Raw genomic sequence first — 16,504 nt, 5'->3', positions numbered from 1 at the left:
CCCCCCCCCCCCCCCGGGGGGGGGCGGGGGGCGCCGCGCCCGCCGCGCCCCCCCCACCCCCCCCCCCGCGCCCACCCGGCCCTTCCCCCCCCCGGTCCTCTGCCCCCGTCCGGTCGCCGCCCGCCCGCCGACTGCCGGCGGGGCGCCGACGTTTTCCCCAGCCGGGTAATAGGCTGGAAGCGCCCAGCCCGTTACCGGAACCATCCGGGCCCGTTACGCAACCACTGGAAGGACCGCCGTGGAGCTCGCCTCGTACGCCGATCTCGCCGTTCGGCTGGTGAACACCGAGGAACCCGAGCGCGGCACCGACACGCTGACCTCGGTGGACGCCGTGCGCGCCCTCTTCTCCGACTCCTCCCGCGCCGCCGCGCTGGCCGACGAGTCCGACGTGCCCCGGCTGCGGGCGGTGCGGACCAGGCTGCGCGGAGTGTTCGAGGCCGCCGCCGAGGGGGACGAGACCCGGTCCGTCGACCTGCTGAACAGCCTGCTGATGGAGTACCCCGTCAGCCCGCTGGTCTCCGGGCACGACTACCTGGACGACGCCGGCCGGCCGCGCTGGCACCTGCACCTGGCCGACAACTCGCCCACCGCCACCGCGCACTTCAGCGCCGTCGCCTGCATGGGCCTGGCCGTGCACCTCACCGAACTGGGCGCCGACCGGCTCGGCATCTGCCAGGCCGCGCCGTGCCGCAACGCCTACCTGGACACCTCGACCAACCGCTCCCGCCGCTACTGCTCCGACCGCTGCGCGACCCGCGCCAACGTCGCCGCGTACCGGGCCCGCAAGCGGCTGGAGGCCGAGGCCGCGCTGGGCACCGGGCAGTAGCCGGCCGGGGCTCAGAGCTCGTCGACGAAGACCCCGAACCGCCGGGCCAGGCCCGGCACCCGGGCCAGCCGGGGGCCGAGCAGCAACCGCTCCAGCCCGCGGCCCGGCGCCAGCCAGGCGGGGCTCGGCCGCAGCCGCAGCAGCACCCGGCCGAGCACCAGCTCGTCCGGGACCGGGCCGTAGCTGCGGCTGTCGCTGTCCACCGGACGGTTGTCGGACAGCAGCCACCAGCCCTTCGGGCGGCGCTCGGCGGCCCGCTTCACCACCAGCAGGTCCTGCTGGAACGGGTGCCGGAACAGCACCACCGCGCCGGGCCGGATCGGCGCCCCGTAGCGGACCAGCAGCCGGTCGCCCTCGCGCAGGGTCGGGACCATCGACGGGCCCGTCACGTCGACCAGTCCGAACGGCACCGCGCCGCCCTGCCCGCCGCCCTGCCCGCCGCCCTGCGGCTCCGTGCTCCGCGCCATGGCTCCTCCTCCCGGACCGACCGCCCCAGTCTGCCGTACGGACCGTCATCCGTTCGATGTCCGGATTACCCCGGTTCCGGGTCCGTCTTTCGCCCTAGGCCCACCGCCCGGCCGCGAAACCCGGAGGCCGGAAGGGTAATCTCGGGCGCGGGAAGACGATCTAAGGAAGGACTCCCATGTTCTCTCGTCTGTTTGCACCGCGTGCCACTGCTCACGCCCACTGCGACCTGCCGTGCGGTGTCTACGACCCCGCCCAGGCCAAGCTGGAGGCCGAGTCGGTCAAGGCCACCCAGGAGAAGTACCAGGCCAACGAGGACCCGCACTTCCGCGCCCGCGCCATCATCATCAAGGAGCAGCGCGCCGAGGCCGTCAAGCACCACATCTCGGTGCTGTGGAGCGACTACTTCAAGGCCCCGCACTTCGAGAAGTACCCGCAGCTGCACCAGCTGATCAACGACACCCTGAAGGCCGCCTCGGCCGCCAAGGCGTCCACCGACCCGGCCACCGGCCAGGCCCTGCTGGACCTGATCGCCGAGGTCGACAAGATCTTCTGGGAGACCAAGCAGGCCTGAGCCTGACGCGTCGCCACCCGGCCGCCCCCGTCCGCACCGTCGGACGGGGGCGGTCGTGCGTTCCCGGGCCTCCCCGCCCCGGGAACGGACACCGGGAACGCACACCGGCAACGGACCCCGGTAAGGGTTGCCTACCCTGAGTGGCTGTTATGCTGCCAGGGCGTCCGAGGGGGAAGTCCGGTGAGAATCCGGCGCTGACCCGCAACGGTGAGCACGGCCCGCGGTCCCGGGGCCGGGCCAGCCCGATCGCCCCCGGCCGCTGAACTCCCGACAACTCGCCGTGGACTGCGAGGGGAAGGCGCCCGGGCCCGACCCCGGCCGGCGCCCGCCCCGGCACACCCGCGGCCCGAGGCAAGGCACGCCCGCCCGTGAGTGACCCCGTTCGCCGAATACCGACCCTCCCGCTCGCCCTCGGCCTCGCCGCCGCCCTGCTGCTCTCCCTGGTCTGCGGCGTCGCGCTCGGCGCCTCCGGAATCGAACTCCCGGACGTCCTGCGACTGTTGGGCGCCGGGCTGACCGGCGGACGGCTGGACGCGAGCGACGCGGCGGCGTACGCGATCGTCTGGGAGCTGCGGCTGCCGCGCACCCTGCTGGCCGCCGTGGTCGGCGGCGGGCTCGCCGCCACCGGGGTCGCCGTCCAGGCCCTGGTGCGCAACGCCCTCGCCGACCCGTTCGTCCTGGGCATCTCCTCCGGCGCCGCCGTCGGCGCCAACGCCGTCCTGCTGCTCGGCGCCTTCGCCTCGCTCGGGGTGTGGGCGATCTCGGTCTCCGCGTTCGGCTCCGCGCTGCTCGCCATGGTGCTGGTCTACCTCGCCGCCCGCACCGCGTACGGGCTCACCCCGCTGCGGCTGGTGCTCACCGGTACCGCGCTCTCCTACGGCTTCTCCGCCCTGACCACCCTGATGGTCTTCTCCGCCGACCACGCCGAGGCCGCCCGGGACGCCATGATGTGGCTGCTCGGCAGCCTCGGCGGCGCCACCTGGGGCTCGGTGCCGATCGCGGCCGCCACCGTCCTGGCCGGACTGGCCTACCTGGCCTGCGCCGCCGGACGGTTGGACGCGCTCGCGATGGGCGACGAGACCTCCGCCTCGCTCGGCGTCGACCCGGACCGGCTGCGCCGGGAACTGTTCGTGGTCACCGCCGCCGTCACCGGCACCGTGGTCGCCGTCAGCGGGGCGATCGGTTTCGTCGGACTGCTGATGCCGCACCTGGCCCGGATGCTGGTCGGCGCCGGGCACCGCCGGGTGCTGGCGATCGCGCCGCTCGCCGGGGCGCTGCTGCTGGTCTGGGTGGACATCGCCTCCCGCACCCTGCTGGCACCCGCCGAACTGCCCGTCGGGGTGTTCACCGCGGTGCTCGGGGTGCCCGCCTTCCTGCTGATGATGCGCCGCCGCGGCCAGGCCTTCGGAGGCCGGCGATGACGGCCCCGACCCCTTCGACCGGCGCGGAGGACCTGCGCGTCGACGGCGTCTCGGTGGAACTGGCCGGCGCCCGGCTGGTCCACGAGGTGAGCCTGACGGCCGCCGCCGGGCAGGTGATCGGGCTGATCGGCCCGAACGGCAGCGGCAAGTCGACCCTGCTGCGCTGCGTCTACCGGGTGCTGCGCCCGGCCGGCGGGACCGTCCGGCTGGCCGGCGACGACCTGCACGCGCTCACCGCCCGCGACACCGCACGCCGGGTGGCCGCGCTGACCCAGGAGCACCCCGCCGAGTTCGAGTTCACGGTGGCCGAGGTGGTCGCCATGGGCCGGCTGCCGCACCGGCGCGGCCTCGCCGCCGGCCCGACCGCCGGGGACCGGGAGCGCTGCGCCGCCGCGCTGCGCCGGGTCCGGGCCGACCACCTCGCCGAACGCGCCTTCCCGAGCCTGTCCGGCGGCGAGAAGCAGCGGGTGCTGATCGCCCGCGCCCTCGTCCAGGAACCGCGCCTGCTGGTGCTGGACGAGCCCACCAACCACCTCGACATCGCCCACCAGTTGGAGGTGCTGGCGCTCGCCCGCGAGGCCGGGCCGACGGTGCTCACCGCCCTGCACGACCTCAACCTGGCGGCGGGCCACTGCGACCGGCTGTACGTGCTGGAGGCCGGCCGGATCGTCGCCGCCGGCGAGCCCCACGAGGTGCTCCGCCCCGAACTGCTGGCCGAGGTGTTCGGCGTCCGGGCCACCCCCGTCCGCCACCCCGGGACCGGCGCCCTCCAACTGCTGTTCGACCGTCTCGCCTGACCCCCGCGAATCCCCGGGACCGTTCCGATCCGAAGGAACCCGTATGCGCACCAAGGCCGTTGCCGCCACCGCCCTGCTCACCCTCGGGCTGACCGCCTGCGGCGCCGAGATCGCCCCCCGCCCCGGCGCCGCCACCGCCTCCGGCCACTACCCGGTGACCGTGACGAACTGCGGCGAGCGGCTCACCTTCGCGCAGAAGCCCGCCCGGGTGGTGACCAACGACGTCAACATCACCGAACTGATGCTCTCCCTCGGCCTCGCCGACCGGATGGCCGGCTACGTGATGCCCGACGACAAGGGGCAGGTCGACAAGGTGGCCTGGAAGGACGGCTACCGGCAGACCAACTGGCTCTCCAAGAAGGTGCTCACCAAGGAGATCGCCCTGGACGCCAAGGCCGACCTGGTGTTCGCCGGCTGGCACTACGGCTTCGACGAGGGCAGCGGGGTCACCCCGCAGGCGTTCAAGGCGCTCGGCGTGGACTCCTACGTGCTCAGCGAGTCCTGCCGCAGCGGCAAGGGCTCCGAGCGCGGGGTGATGGACCCGCTGGAGGCGCTCTACACCGACCTGGCCAACCTGGGCGCGATCTTCGACGTCGAGGACCGCGCCGACAAGCTGATCGCCGAGTCCAGGGCCACCATCGCCGCCGTACCGCAGCCGGAGCGCCGCCCGTCCGTCTTCCTGTACGACAGCGGGCAGGACAAGCCGTACACCGCCGGGAAGTTCGCCGCCGCGAACGAGATCATCGCGAAGGCCGGCGGGACCAACGTCATGGGCGACCTCGCGGACACCTGGGTCACCGCCGGCTGGGAGAGCGTGGTGCAGCGCGACCCCGAGGTGATCGTGATCAACAACTACGCGACCCCGGGCGCCGAGGAGAAGCGGGCGTTCCTCAAATCCTTCCCGCCGCTGGCGAACGTCGCCGCGATCAGGAACGACCGGATCTTCGTCATGGACTACGTCGACCTGGTCGAGAGCCCGCGCAACCCGGCCGCGATCAGCACCCTGGCCGGGTTCCTGCGCACCGTCCCGGCCCGCTGACCGGTCCACCGGCCGGGGCGCCGGGCAGGGCGCCGGTCCGCGCGGACCGGCGCGACCGACGATCGGACCCCGCTCCGGCCCTGGGCCCGGGCGGGCCCGCGCAGTAGGCTCGCGGCATGATCCGCACCGCCGTCGTCACCGACGTTCCCGTCGTCCTGGCCATGATCCGTGAGCTCGCGGAGTACGAGAAGGCCCCCCAGGAGGCGGTGGCCACGGAGGAGCAGCTGCGCGAGGCGCTGTTCGGCGCCGCCCCGGCGCTGTTCGGCCTGATCGCGGAGGACCCGGCCACCGGCGAACCGGTCGGCTTCGCGCTCTGGTTCCTCAACTTCTCGACCTGGCGCGGCACCCACGGGATCTACCTGGAGGACCTCTACGTCCGCCCGCAGGCCCGCGGCGGCGGCCACGGCAAGGCGCTCCTGCTGGAGCTGGCGAGGATCGCCGTCGAGCGCGGCTACGCCCGGGTCGAATGGTCGGTGCTGGACTGGAACCAGCCCTCGATCGACTTCTACCGCTCGCTCGGCGCGGTGCCGATGAACGGGTGGACGGTCTACCGGCTCACCGATGAGGCACTCACGGCCGCCGGGAAGCGTTGAACCCACGCACGGAGTAGGGGCAAAGCCCCTGCCACCCTGCGTCGCAATGCCTTACCATGAGTAACTCCCGCACCGGGTGCGGAGGACGCCCCCTCGGGGGTACCAAGCAAGCACAGCGCGTCACCCAGGAGGCAAGGGTGTCCCAGATCGACAGCGATCTCGGAGTTCAGGACTTCGTGGAGGTCCGGCTGCCCGCGGCAGGGGCCTACCTCTCCGTGCTGCGAACAGCGACGGCCGGGCTTGCCGCCCGGCTGGACTTCACCCTCGACGAGATCGAGGACCTGCGGATCGCGGTGGACGAGGCCTGCGCCATCCTGCTCCAGCAGGCGGTGCCCGGCTCCGTCCTGTCCTGCGAGTTCCGGCTGGTCGGCGACTCGCTCAAGGTGACCGTCTCCGCTCCCACCACGGACGGCAAGGCGCCCGAGCGCGACACCTTCGCGTGGACGGTGCTCTCCGCGCTGGCCGGCGAGGTGGACTCCTCGGTCGCCGAGGACAACACCGTGACGATCAGCCTGCACAAGAAGCGCGGCGGGTCCGCCGCCCACTGACCGGGCACCGAGCAGCAGCACCCTGCAAGGGCCGTCCGCCGCACCCCACCCGGGGCCGGCGGACGGCTCCCGGTACCGCCCACCGGCGGTACGACCAACGAGACGATGCCGGGGCCGACGGCCCCGGTGCTCCCGGAACGGAACGGGGGAATGGCCGTGAGTGATCTGGACCGTACCGGCCTCGCGACGGCGGGACCTGCCGTACCGACCCAGGCGAGCGTTTCCGGCCTCGCCGCCAACGACGAAGCGCACCCGAAGGACGCCCACCGGATGAGCCACCCGACCGAGCCGACGTCTGAGCCGACGCCCGCCTCCACTCCCCCGCCGGAACCGGCGGCGGAGGGCGCGGACCTGCACGGCGCCGTGCCCGCCCAGGGCTCGCACCGCACCGGCGCACCGGACCGGGAGGCCGCCCGCGCGCTGTTCGTCCGGCTGGCCGCGCTGCCCGAGGGCTCCCCGGAGCGCGTGGAGCTGCGCAACCAGCTGGTCCGGATGCACATCCCGCTGGTCGAGCACCTGGCCCGGCGGTTCCGCAACCGGGGTGAGCCGCTGGACGACCTGACCCAGGTCGCCACCATCGGACTGATCAAGTCGGTGGACCGCTTCGACCACGAGCGCGGGGTCGAGTTCTCCACCTACGCGACGCCGACCATCGTCGGCGAGATCAAGCGGCACTTCCGCGACAAGGGGTGGGCGGTGCGCGTCCCGCGCCGCCTCCAGGAGCTGCGGCTGTCGCTCACCACGGCGACCAGCGAGCTCTCCCAGCGGCACGGCCGCTCCCCCACGGTGCACGAACTGGCCGAGCACCTGGGCATCTCCGAGGAGGACGTGCTGGAGGGCCTGGAGTCCGCCAACGCGTACTCCACGCTGTCCCTGGACGTCCCGGACAGCGACGACGAGTCGCCGGCCGTGGCGGACACCCTGGGCGCCACCGACGAGGCGCTGGAGGGCGTCGAGTACCGCGAGTCGCTCAAGCCGCTGCTGGCCCAACTGCCGCCCCGGGAGCAGAAGATCCTGGTGCTGCGGTTCTTCCGGAACATGACCCAGTCGCAGATCGCCGCCGAGGTGGGGATCTCCCAGATGCACGTGTCCCGACTGCTGGCCCGGACCTTGGCCCAGCTGCGGGAGAAGCTCCTCGTCGAGGAGTAGCAGGACCGGCACGAACGGACGGCCGCCGCAGCGGGTGCTGCGACGGCCGTCCGTTCGTCGTTCGGGGCGGTGGGGGCGCTCAGCCCTCCTGCTGCGCGTACAGGGCCGCCGTCGACCTCGGGTTCAGCAGCGCGCCGATGCCCACCAGGCCGAGCAGGCCGACCAGCGCACCGACCGCGATCATCGCGCCGCCGCTCTGGACCATGTAGTAAGCCACCGGCAGGCAGATCGAGTTGGTCAGCACCGCGGGGCTGCGGCCCCAGCGGCGCTCCTTGAGCAGCGCGCGGGCGGCCAGTATCGGCAGCACCCCGAGCAGCACGATGACCAGGCCGCCGAACTCGTTCAGGGCCAGCTGCTTGGCCTGGCCGGACAGCGCGGACACCATGTCCGAGACGCCGACGACGGCGAGCGCCGCGCCCTCCAGGGCGGTGATGGCGGCGCCCAGGGTGAGCGGGACCGGACGGGCGGGTGCGGGTGCGGAGGATTCTGCGGTCACTCCAGCAGGGTAGCCGCCGGTCGGTCCGTACGGCCCCGTAGGCTTTCCCCATGCGCGCTCTCCTGGTCGTGAACCACAAGGCCACCACCACCAGTGGCCGGACCAGGGACGTACTGATCCACGCGCTGCGCAGCGACCTCAAGCTGGACGTCGCCGAGACCCAGTACCGGGGGCACGCGCACGACCTGGCCCGGGACGCCGCCCAGGACGGCACGGTCGACCTGGTGGTGGCGCTGGGCGGGGACGGCACCGTCAACGAGGTGGTCAACGGGCTGCTGGCGCACGGCCCGGGCGAGAAGGTCCCGCGACTGGCCGTGGTGCCGGGCGGTTCGACCAATGTCTTCGCCCGCGCGCTGGGCCTGCCCAACGACCCGGTGGAGGCGACCGGCGCCCTGCTGAACGCACTGGAGCAGGGGCACGAGCGGCCGATCGGGCTGGGCAAGGCGATGACCGAGGGGCTGCCGGACCGCTGGTTCACCTTCACCGCCGGCCTCGGCTTCGACGCCGGCGTGGTGGGCCGGGTCGAGGAGCAGCGCAGGGCCGGGCGCAAGTCCACCCACGCCCTGTACGTCGGGCAGGCCCTCCGGCACTACTTCACCCAGCGTGAGCAGCGCCGCTCGGGCCCGGTGGCCTTGGAAATACCGGGCCGCGAGGCCGTTCCGGGCCTGGCGCTGACGATAGTCAGCAACACCTCGCCGTGGACGTTCCTCGGCAGCCGTCCGGTCTACCCCTCGCCCCTCGCCTCCTTCGACACGGATCTGGACGTCTTCGGCATCACCCGGATGACGGCGTTCGGTACTGCTCGAACGATCCGTCAGATCCTGCGGTCGTACGCGCCTTCGAGCGACGGCGCCCCGCCGGCCGGCCCGTCCGGAAAGCACGTCGTCTCCTATCACGACGTCAGACACTTCACCTTGGTTTCCCAGGAACCTGTGCCGTTCCAGGTCGACGGGGACCATCTTGGAGACCGGAGTCGCGTCAGTTTCACAGGCGTTCGGCGGGCACTGCGTGTGATTGTGTGACCGGAAGGGGGCTTCGCCCTTCTTCTCGAACGCACAAGCCCCCTTCACTCCATAGAAGTACTGGCTGTGAGCTAGGCGACACCGAAGAATCAAAAATTCCTCCCCGAAGGGGGTTGTATCCGAGCCCGAGGTTTGCGAACCTCTACATGGCGATCGGGACACATCGCAGCGACGGCGACTCCGGAACCACAGGAGCACCGACCGCGGGGTGTCCCTCGAATCGCCGAATCCCCCCCAGCACAGACCACCCGGGCCCGATGGGCCTTTGGTCTCTTTTGCTGTTGTGGGATTCGTGAAAGCGTTCACATTCACAAGCCATTCGATTGTGCCGATCGGGCCACCCCCCGCGGCAGGAGGAGTTGGACGACCATGGACTGGCGCCACCGCGCTGTCTGCCGCGAAGAGGACCCGGAGCTGTTCTTCCCGATCGGGAACACCGGTCCTGCTCTGCTGCAGATCGAGGAAGCCAAGGCCGTGTGCCGCCGCTGTCCGGTGATGGAGCAGTGTCTCCAGTGGGCCCTCGAGACCGGCCAGGACGCCGGCGTCTGGGGCGGCATGAGCGAGGACGAGCGTCGCGCGATGAAGCGCCGTGCCGCCCGCAACCGCGCCCGCACCGCCTGATCAGCAGCATCTGGTCACACGCCGTAGCACCAGCAGTAACCGTAGTGCCGATCAACAACCGATCAACACATGATCAAAGGCTTCCCTGCACCTCCTGGTGAAGCCTTCCGCACCAAGGGCCTTGCCACGCGAGGTCCCGCGACACCGAACCGTCCAGCCACTTGATACTGTTCACTTAGAGCAATATTGTGGAGCTGAGGCGCTCACCGTGTGCAACGCACATGCGAGGTGTCGCACCACCTAGAGCCCCCGTTCCGGCCGACTCCCCCCGACGGCCGGAACGGGTTGAGAGGCCCTGTCGACCCACCCCCCCCGGTCGACAGGGCCTCGTTTTTGTTTCCGGTCCGGCGCCCGGCCGACCGCGCCCCGCCGCCGCCCCGCTGCCGCCCCGCCTTCGCACGCCGGGCGCGTGGAGCGCGCACCCGGCGCTTCCGCCGCACGCACGCCCCCGTCGCGCAACCCGACGCATCAACGCACCGGGATCTCCAGGATGACCTTGGTGCCGCCGTTCGGGCCGGCCACCATGTCGAAGGTCCCGCCCAGCTCACCGGTGGCCAGCGTCCGGACGATCTGCAGACCGAGATTGCCGGCCGTCTTCGGGTCGAAGCCCTCCGGCATGCCGCGCCCGTCGTCCTGCACGGTGATCAGCAGGTACTCCTCCGGCTTGGCACCGCCGTTCCAGCTGTCCGACCAGCCCATGCCGGTCGCCGGGGCCCGCCCGCGCAGCGCGCTGACCTCCAGGTTCCCGGAGGCGGTCGGGCCGAAGGCGTGCTCCAGGGCGTTCTGCAGCAGCTCGGTCAGCACCATCGACAGCGGCGTGGCCACCTCGGCGGAGAGGATGCCGAAACTTCCGCTGCGGCGGGTCGCCACCCGGCCGTCCTGGGACAGCTCCATCGCCATCGCCAGCACCCGGTCGGCGATCTCGTCGAAGGCCACCTGCTCGTCCAGCGCCTGGGAGAGCGTCTCGTGCACGATCGCGATCGAGCCGACCCGGCGCACCGCCTCGTCCAGCGCGGCCCGGGCCGACTCGGACTCCATCCGGCGGGACTGCAACCGCAGCAGGGCGGCGACCGTCTGCAGGTTGTTCTTCACCCGGTGGTGGATCTCCCGGATGGTGGCGTCCTTGGTCATCAGCTCGCGGTCACGGCGGCGCAGCTCGGTGACGTCCCGGCAGAGCACCAGGGAGCCGGTCAGCGTCCCCTTCGGCTTGAGCGGGATCGCGCGCAGGGTCACCACTCCCCCCTGCACCTCCACCTCGGTCTGCCGGGGCGCCCAGCCGCTGGCCAGCTTCACCAGTGCCTCGTGGACGGCCGAGCGGGAGGGCGGGACGAGGTCGGCGGTGGCCCGGCCGAGGTGGCTGCCGACCAGGTCGGTGGTGAGGCCCAGCCGGTGGTAGGCGGAGAGCGCGTTGGGGCTGGCGTAGGTGACGATGCCGTCCGCGTCCAGGCGGATCAGGCCGTCGCCGACCCGGGGCGCGGCGTCCATGTCGGCCTGCTCGACGCCGGGGAACGGGAAGCTGCCGGCCGCGATCATCTGGGCCAGGTCGGAGGCGCTCTGGAGGTAGGTGAGCTCCAGCCGGCTGGGGGTGCGCACGGTCAGCAGGTTGGTGTTGCGGGCGATCACCCCGAGCACCTTGCCCTCGCGTCGGACCGGGATCGACTCGACCCGGACCGGGACCTCCTCGCGCCACTCCGGATCGCCCTCGCGCACGATCCGCCCCTCGTCGAAGGCGGCGTCCAGCAGCGGGCGGCGCCCGCGCGGGACGAGGTGGCCGACCATGTCGTCCTGGTAGGAGGTCGGCCCGGTGTTGGGCCGCATCTGTGCCACCGAGACGTAGCGGATGCCGTCCCAGGTGGGGATCCACAGCACCAGGTCGGCGAAGGAGAGGTCGGAGAGCAGCTGCCACTCCGAGACCAGCATGTGGAGCCATTCCACGTCGGCCCCGGTCAGGGTGGTGTGGCGGCGGACGAGTTCGTTCAGCGAGGGCACATGGCGAGCGTAGCGCCGAGGCCCGGCGGGGGGCTCGGCGGACTGTCCGCTGGCGCCGGATGACTGTCCGGAGTTGTTTAGACCAATTCACCGAGCGGCCTGGACAACGCAGATTGGTCTAGTCCACAATGAAAGGGCACCAAGGAGAGGCCCACCGCGCAACTGCCCTGACCGCGCGCGGCTTCTCCTCGGTCGGACGCCGCCGAACGAGGACCCCGCACAGTCCTCGATCGACACCGGTGCCCGACGACAGCTCCGGGCTGCGGTGCCGCATGGGTTGAGGGTCCCGTGTCGGCGCCGTGGCCCGTAGTGCTTTCCGGACCCGTTTCCGCCGCTCAGCGAACCGGCCCCCGTCCACAGCCTGTGGACGGGGGCCGGTTCCGTTCCGGGAACGCCTCAGTGGGTCTCGGTGACCTTGGCCAGGGCGCGCGGGGCGTCCGGGTCCTGGCCGCGGGCGATGGTGACCTCGTAGGCGAGCTGCTGGAGCGGCAGGATCTCCAGGATCGGCTGGACCTCCTCGGGCACGCCGGCGGGCAGCGCGAAGCCCGCCGAGGCGGCGTCCACCTGCGCCTGCTGGCCGATCACCACGAGGTCCGCACCGCGGCCCCGCAGTCGGTCCAGCACCGGCTGGAGGGCCTCGCCGCCCTTGCCGTCCGGGACGATCGCGATCACCGGGGAGACGTTGTCCACCATGGCCAGCGGCCCGTGCAGCAGGTCGGCGCCGGAGAACGGGGTGGCCGGGATGTACGTGGTCTCCATCAGCTTGAGCGCCGCCTCGCGGGCGGTCGGGTAGCCGTAGCCGCGCGAGGTGATGACCAGGCGCTGGGCGAAGCGGTAGCGCTCGGCCAGCGCCTTCACCTCCGCCTGGCGGGCCAGCACCCCGGCGGCCAGGCCCGGCAGCCCCTCGGCCGCCGAACCGTCCCCGCCGCGCAGGCCCTCGACCAGGAGGTAGAGCGCCAGCAGCTCGGCGGTGTAGGTCTTGGTGGCCGGCAGCGCCTTCTCCGGCCCGGCCAGCACGTCGATGTGGAACTCGGACACCTCGGCGAGCGGGGAGTCGGGGTTGTTGGTGACGGCCAGGGTGATCGCCCCGGCCTCGCGGGCGGCCTTGGTGGAGGCGACCAGGTCCGGCGAGCCGCCGGACTGGCTGACGGTGATCACCAGGACGTCGGTGAGGTCCGGCTGGGCCCCGTACGCCGTGGTGGTGGACATCGAGGTCAGGCCGGCCGGCTTGCCGAGCAGGATCTCGATCAGGTACTTGGCGTAGAGCGCGGCGTTGTCGGAGGTGCCGCGCGCGGTCAGCAGGACGAAGCGGGGGCTGCGGGCGGCGATCCCGGCCGCGATCTCGCGGATCTTCGGGGCTCCCTCGTCGAGGATGCGCCGGAGGACGGCCGGCTGCTCGGCCATCTCCGCCGCCATGATCCGGCCGGGGACGGAAACAGTCTGCGGGTCGGACATCTGGATTGCCTCCGATGAGATGGGTCGACCCCGCCCGGGCGGGTTGCCCGACGGAGACCTCTACGGCGGCGAGTCCGCACACTCGCTGCGGTTCCTGCTGGGCAATCCTACGAGCGGGCCCCCGCCGCGGCACCCCCGAACCGGGCCCGAACCCGCGCCGCACCGCCCCGGCCCGGCGGCGGACGGGGGCGGCACCGGAGCGGCGCGGCGGGCCGGGTGTCAGGACGGGTTGTTGATCAGCTGGTCGATCGCCGCGTCGGCGTCCTTGGTGGCCTGGTCGACGGACTTGCCCTTGAGGATCGCGGTCAGCATGTCGGGGATGATCTTCTGCTTCTCGACCGCCCCCCAGCCGGGGGCCAGCGGGGTGAACCAGGCGTCCGGGACGGCGTTGGCCGCGGCGGCGGTGTTGGGCTTGTTCTTCAACGGGTTCAGCTGGTTGAGGTTGTTCGGCAGGATGTCCTTGTCGGCCAGCGCCTGTTCGGACTTGGTGCTGGTGAACATCCGGATCCAGTCGGCGGCCGGCCCCGCCTGCTGGGACTTGGCGGTGACGGCGAGGTCGGAGCCGCCGATGAAGGTGGGCAGCGGCTTGCCGTCCGGGCCGGGCATGGTGGCGACCTTGACGCTGTCCTTGAGGCCCGAGTCGCCGGTGACCGGCGCGATCACACTGGCGGCCTCGAAGCCGTTGCCGTAGAAGGAGGCGGCGTGGCCGCGCGCCATGGCCTCGAACTGGTTCTGCTCGTTCTGCGTCAGGTCGCCCTTGTTGTACTTGCGGACGAGGTCCGCGAAGTGGCCGATGCCCTGCTGGGACTTGGCGTCGTGCAGGGTGCCGTGCCAGTTGCCGGAGCTGTCGAACTTGGCGATGCTGCCGCCGTACGCGGCCACGTAGCTCATCGCGGCGTACCAGTACGGCCCGGGCAGGTAGAGCGGGGAGAAGGTCCGGTCAGATCTGTTCTTGTCGGCGATCTTGTCCAGGGCGGTCATCAGTTCGCCCTCGGTCTTGGGGAACTCCGCGCTTCCGGTGGCCTGTTGGAAGACGGTGGAGTTGTAGACCGCGACCCGGGCGCCCGCGTAGTAGGGCACGCACCACAGCTTGTCCTGGTAGGTGCAGGTGTTGGCGAGCGCCTTGATCCAGCTGTCGGAGTTGTCGAAGGTGGTGCGGTCCACCGGGGCCAGCGCGCCGGAGAGCACGTACTTCATCGTCTCGGTGTTGCCGAGCTCGACCACGTCGGGGGCGCTGCCGTCGGCGATCGCCTTGTCGAGCTTGGAGACCTTGTCGGCCCAGCCCTGGTAGACCAGCTTGAGGCCGACCTTGGGGTACTTCGCCGCGAACTCGTCGTTGACCCGCTGGACCAGGTCCGGCCAGTTCTTCTGGGCGTCGTCCATCAACCAGACGGTGACGGTGCCGGAGGCGGCCTGCGGGTCCGCGGCGGAGCTCCGGCCGTCGGCCGAGGGTGATCCGGACGAGGAACAGGCCGTCAGGGCGACTGCCAGCGCCATGATCCCGAGCGTCGAACCGAGCTGACGCTTCTTCACGCCATCCTCCGAGGGTTGTCCAAGAACGGTGGTGCCCGCCGACAGCGTGATTGGCGCCCGCGGCGGAGAGTCCTGGCGGGGGCGGCGAAGAGCTTCGAGGAGGGCGCAATACCACAACCGGTGAGTTCAATTTCGAACCGGTTGCATGGACTCTGGCCTAGACCAACTGTGGTGTCAACGGCCAACAGGCCTTGTCAGCAAGGCTGTTGCCGACCCGTTGTACCGCGTGGCGATCAGTCGTCGGGCCGTCACCCTCAGTGGGGCTTAAGGTGGATTTAAGGCTCTCTTGAGGGAGCACGGTCATTCGGCGGACGTCCGGGTCGACGGCGGGGAAACGCGACGGGCCCGCCATGCGACATGCGCATGACGGGCCCGTCGTCGGACGCCCCCGGCTCCGGCCGGCGGCGTCCGTACGGTCTCAGCCGACCGCTCCCGGCTGCCCGGTGAGCACCTCCACGGCCGCCAGCCCGCAGACCCGGGCGGCGCCGTGGGTGGCGATGTACAGCGCGCCGACCGGCTCGGACTGGGGCAGCCCCATCTCCACCACCGCGGCGTCCGGCCGGGCCGCCACCAGACGGGCCAGCGCGGCGGCCATCCAGGCGTGCCGGTGGGCGTCCCGGACCACCAGCACCAGGCGGCGGCCCTGGGCCCCGGCCACCAGCTCGGCGACCAGCGCCTCCAGCAGCTCCGGCGCGGCCTCGGCCGCGGACACCGCACGGGTCCGGGTGCCCGGGAAGCGGTCGGCCAGCATGCCGGCCACGCCCCACGGGGTCACGTCGCCGACCGCGATGTTCGGCTCGTCCGAGAACGAGGCCACGTACGGGCGCTCGCTCACCGGCAGCACCTCGCGGCCCGGCGCCCGGACCACCTTGAGCGCCCGGCGCGCGGCCCGCAGGCCCACCGCGAGGTCCGGCTCGGCCTGCTCGCCCTGGGCCGCGATCCGGCCCCAGCTGCCCAGCGCCCGGACCCGGTCGGCGGCGTCCGCCAGCCGCTCCTCGGTGAGCCGGCCGGAGCGCACGCCCGCCACGATGGCGTCGCGCAGCATCAGCACGGTCTCCTCGTCGGCCAGCCCGCCGCCGACGCAGATCGCGTCCGCGCCGGCCGCCAGCGCCAGCACGGTGCCCTGGCCCATCCCGAAGGTGTCGGCGATGGCGCCCATCTCGATCGCGTCGCTGACGATCAGGCCCTGGTAGCCGAGGCCGCCGTCGGCCGGGGCGGCGCGCAGCAGGTCGCGCAGCACGGTCGGGCTCAGGGTGGCGGGCAGCTTCGGGTCCAGCGCCGGGACCATGATGTGGGCGGTCATCACGGCCTTGGTGCCGGCCGCGATCGCGGCCTGGAACGGGATCAGGTCGCGGGTGCGCAGCACGTCCAGGTCGACGTCGATCACCGGCAGGCCGTGGTGCGAGTCCACCGCGGTGTCGCCGTGGCCGGGGAAGTGCTTGGAGCAGGCGGCCACGCCGGCCGACTGGAGGCCCTCCACCCAGGCGGCGGTGTGCCGGGCGCACAGCTCCGGGTCGGCGCCGAAGGAGCGCACGCCGATGACCGGGTTGCGCGGGTTGGAGTTGACGTCCGCGGTGGGCGCCCAGTTGTAGTTGACGCCGGCCGCGGCCAGCGCCCGGCCCAGCTCGCGGGCGACGTCCCGGGTCAGCGCCGGGTCGTCGATCGCGCCGAGGGCGAGGTTGCCCGGCCAGGACGAGCCGGAGCCGGCCTCCAGCCGGGTGACGTCGCCGCTCTCCTCGTCGATCGCGATCAGGAGGTCGGGGTTCTCCGCGCGCAGCGCGCCGGTGAGGGCGGACAGCTGGTCGAGGTCGACCACGTTGCGGTCGAACAGCGCGACCGAGCCGAGCCCGGCGGCCAGGTGGCGGCGCAGCCAGGCGGGCGGCTCGGTGCCGACGAAGCCGGGCTGCAGGACGGTCAGGGCGTCCCGGTGGAGCTGGTCGCTGTCCGGGACGGTGGGTACGAGGATGCTCACGGTG

16 protein-coding genes and 1 riboswitch are annotated in these 16,504 nt (G+C 72.4%); of the genes, 10 read left to right on the top strand and 6 right to left on the bottom strand.

All coding sequences use genetic code 11. From position 1 onward, the window contains the following. Window positions 1-238: 238 nt before the first annotated feature. On the top strand, window positions 239-826 hold the full coding sequence (locus ACFV8H_RS25165; protein WP_380403868.1) for a CGNR zinc finger domain-containing protein: 588 nt from the start codon (window positions 239-241) through the stop codon (window positions 824-826). An 11-nt stretch (window positions 827-837) separates the two neighbouring features. Here ACFV8H_RS25165 and sodX read toward each other — a convergent pair whose 3' ends face one another. Then, window positions 838-1,293 carry a nickel-type superoxide dismutase maturation protease gene (sodX, locus tag ACFV8H_RS25160; protein WP_380403865.1) on the bottom strand — a complete coding sequence of 152 codons (456 nt, stop codon included), beginning with the start codon at window positions 1,291-1,293 and terminating at the stop codon, window positions 838-840. Window positions 1,294-1,469: 176 nt separating this feature from the next. Between sodX and sodN the strand changes: the two genes are divergently transcribed. From sodN to ACFV8H_RS25125, 7 genes are all read left to right on the top strand, one after another. Continuing rightward, on the top strand, window positions 1,470-1,865 hold the full coding sequence (gene sodN / locus ACFV8H_RS25155) for a superoxide dismutase, Ni (RefSeq protein ID WP_045699892.1): 396 nt from the start codon (window positions 1,470-1,472) through the stop codon (window positions 1,863-1,865). A 127-nt stretch (window positions 1,866-1,992) separates the two neighbouring features. Then, window positions 1,993-2,138: riboswitch (cobalamin riboswitch) on the top strand. Window positions 2,139-2,233: 95 nt separating this feature from the next. Then, window positions 2,234-3,286, top strand: coding sequence for a FecCD family ABC transporter permease (locus ACFV8H_RS25150; RefSeq protein ID WP_380403862.1), 1,053 nt, complete (start codon window positions 2,234-2,236; stop codon window positions 3,284-3,286). Continuing rightward, window positions 3,283-4,083 (top strand): ABC transporter ATP-binding protein, encoded by an 801-nt coding sequence (locus tag ACFV8H_RS25145; protein ID WP_375896631.1) that lies wholly within the window; start codon window positions 3,283-3,285, stop codon window positions 4,081-4,083. Before ACFV8H_RS25150 ends, ACFV8H_RS25145 begins: the two co-directional genes overlap by 4 nt. A gap of 43 nt (window positions 4,084-4,126) precedes the next feature. Further along, entirely contained in the window at window positions 4,127-5,122 is a 996-nt protein-coding gene (locus tag ACFV8H_RS25140; protein ID WP_380403859.1) for an ABC transporter substrate-binding protein, read from the top strand. Between the two features lie 116 nt (window positions 5,123-5,238). Next, window positions 5,239-5,715: a GNAT family N-acetyltransferase gene (locus ACFV8H_RS25135; protein WP_375896636.1), complete on the top strand. Its 477-nt coding sequence runs from the start codon at window positions 5,239-5,241 to the stop codon at window positions 5,713-5,715. A gap of 137 nt (window positions 5,716-5,852) precedes the next feature. After that, window positions 5,853-6,263 (top strand): anti-sigma regulatory factor, encoded by a 411-nt coding sequence (locus ACFV8H_RS25130; RefSeq protein WP_360233452.1) that lies wholly within the window; start codon window positions 5,853-5,855, stop codon window positions 6,261-6,263. A 156-nt stretch (window positions 6,264-6,419) separates the two neighbouring features. Then, window positions 6,420-7,412, top strand: a complete 993-nt coding sequence (locus tag ACFV8H_RS25125) for an RNA polymerase sigma factor SigF (RefSeq protein ID WP_375896638.1) — start codon at window positions 6,420-6,422, stop codon at window positions 7,410-7,412. Between the two features lie 79 nt (window positions 7,413-7,491). Here the strand turns inward: ACFV8H_RS25125 and ACFV8H_RS25120 are convergent, their stop codons facing one another. Further along, on the bottom strand, window positions 7,492-7,908 hold the full coding sequence (locus tag ACFV8H_RS25120) for a hypothetical protein (protein ID WP_380403854.1): 417 nt from the start codon (window positions 7,906-7,908) through the stop codon (window positions 7,492-7,494). Window positions 7,909-7,958: 50 nt separating this feature from the next. On the opposite strand from ACFV8H_RS25120, the gene ACFV8H_RS25115 reads away from it, so the two are divergent. Together ACFV8H_RS25115 and ACFV8H_RS25110 are read left to right on the top strand one after the other, a co-directional pair. Further along, on the top strand, window positions 7,959-8,930 hold the full coding sequence (locus ACFV8H_RS25115) for a diacylglycerol/lipid kinase family protein (RefSeq protein WP_375894028.1): 972 nt from the start codon (window positions 7,959-7,961) through the stop codon (window positions 8,928-8,930). Between the two features lie 369 nt (window positions 8,931-9,299). Further along, complete coding sequence (locus ACFV8H_RS25110; RefSeq protein ID WP_014138019.1) at window positions 9,300-9,551, top strand: WhiB family transcriptional regulator; 252 nt, start codon at window positions 9,300-9,302, stop codon at window positions 9,549-9,551. Between the two features lie 468 nt (window positions 9,552-10,019). On the opposite strand, the gene ACFV8H_RS25105 is transcribed toward ACFV8H_RS25110, so the two are convergent. The 4 genes from ACFV8H_RS25105 to ACFV8H_RS25090 all read right to left on the bottom strand — a co-directional run bounded on the left by ACFV8H_RS25105 (window position 10,020) and on the right by ACFV8H_RS25090 (window position 16,500). Further along, window positions 10,020-11,540 (bottom strand): sensor histidine kinase, encoded by a 1,521-nt coding sequence (locus tag ACFV8H_RS25105; protein ID WP_375894031.1) that lies wholly within the window; start codon window positions 11,538-11,540, stop codon window positions 10,020-10,022. A gap of 396 nt (window positions 11,541-11,936) precedes the next feature. Next, on the bottom strand, window positions 11,937-12,995 hold the full coding sequence (locus ACFV8H_RS25100) for an SIS domain-containing protein (protein WP_380403850.1): 1,059 nt from the start codon (window positions 12,993-12,995) through the stop codon (window positions 11,937-11,939). A gap of 219 nt (window positions 12,996-13,214) precedes the next feature. Further along, window positions 13,215-14,492 carry an extracellular solute-binding protein gene (locus tag ACFV8H_RS25095; protein ID WP_380403896.1) on the bottom strand — a complete coding sequence of 426 codons (1,278 nt, stop codon included), beginning with the start codon at window positions 14,490-14,492 and terminating at the stop codon, window positions 13,215-13,217. Between the two features lie 454 nt (window positions 14,493-14,946). Further along, entirely contained in the window at window positions 14,947-16,500 is a 1,554-nt protein-coding gene (locus ACFV8H_RS25090; RefSeq protein WP_375894036.1) for a glycoside hydrolase family 3 protein, read from the bottom strand. Window positions 16,501-16,504 lie beyond the last annotated feature (4 nt).

The organism is Kitasatospora sp. NPDC059827 (assembly GCF_042731675.1).
Classification (GTDB): domain Bacteria; phylum Actinomycetota; class Actinomycetes; order Streptomycetales; family Streptomycetaceae; genus Kitasatospora.
Note: the sequence above shows the minus strand (reverse complement) of the source record. Positions and strands in the feature narration are given on the sequence as shown.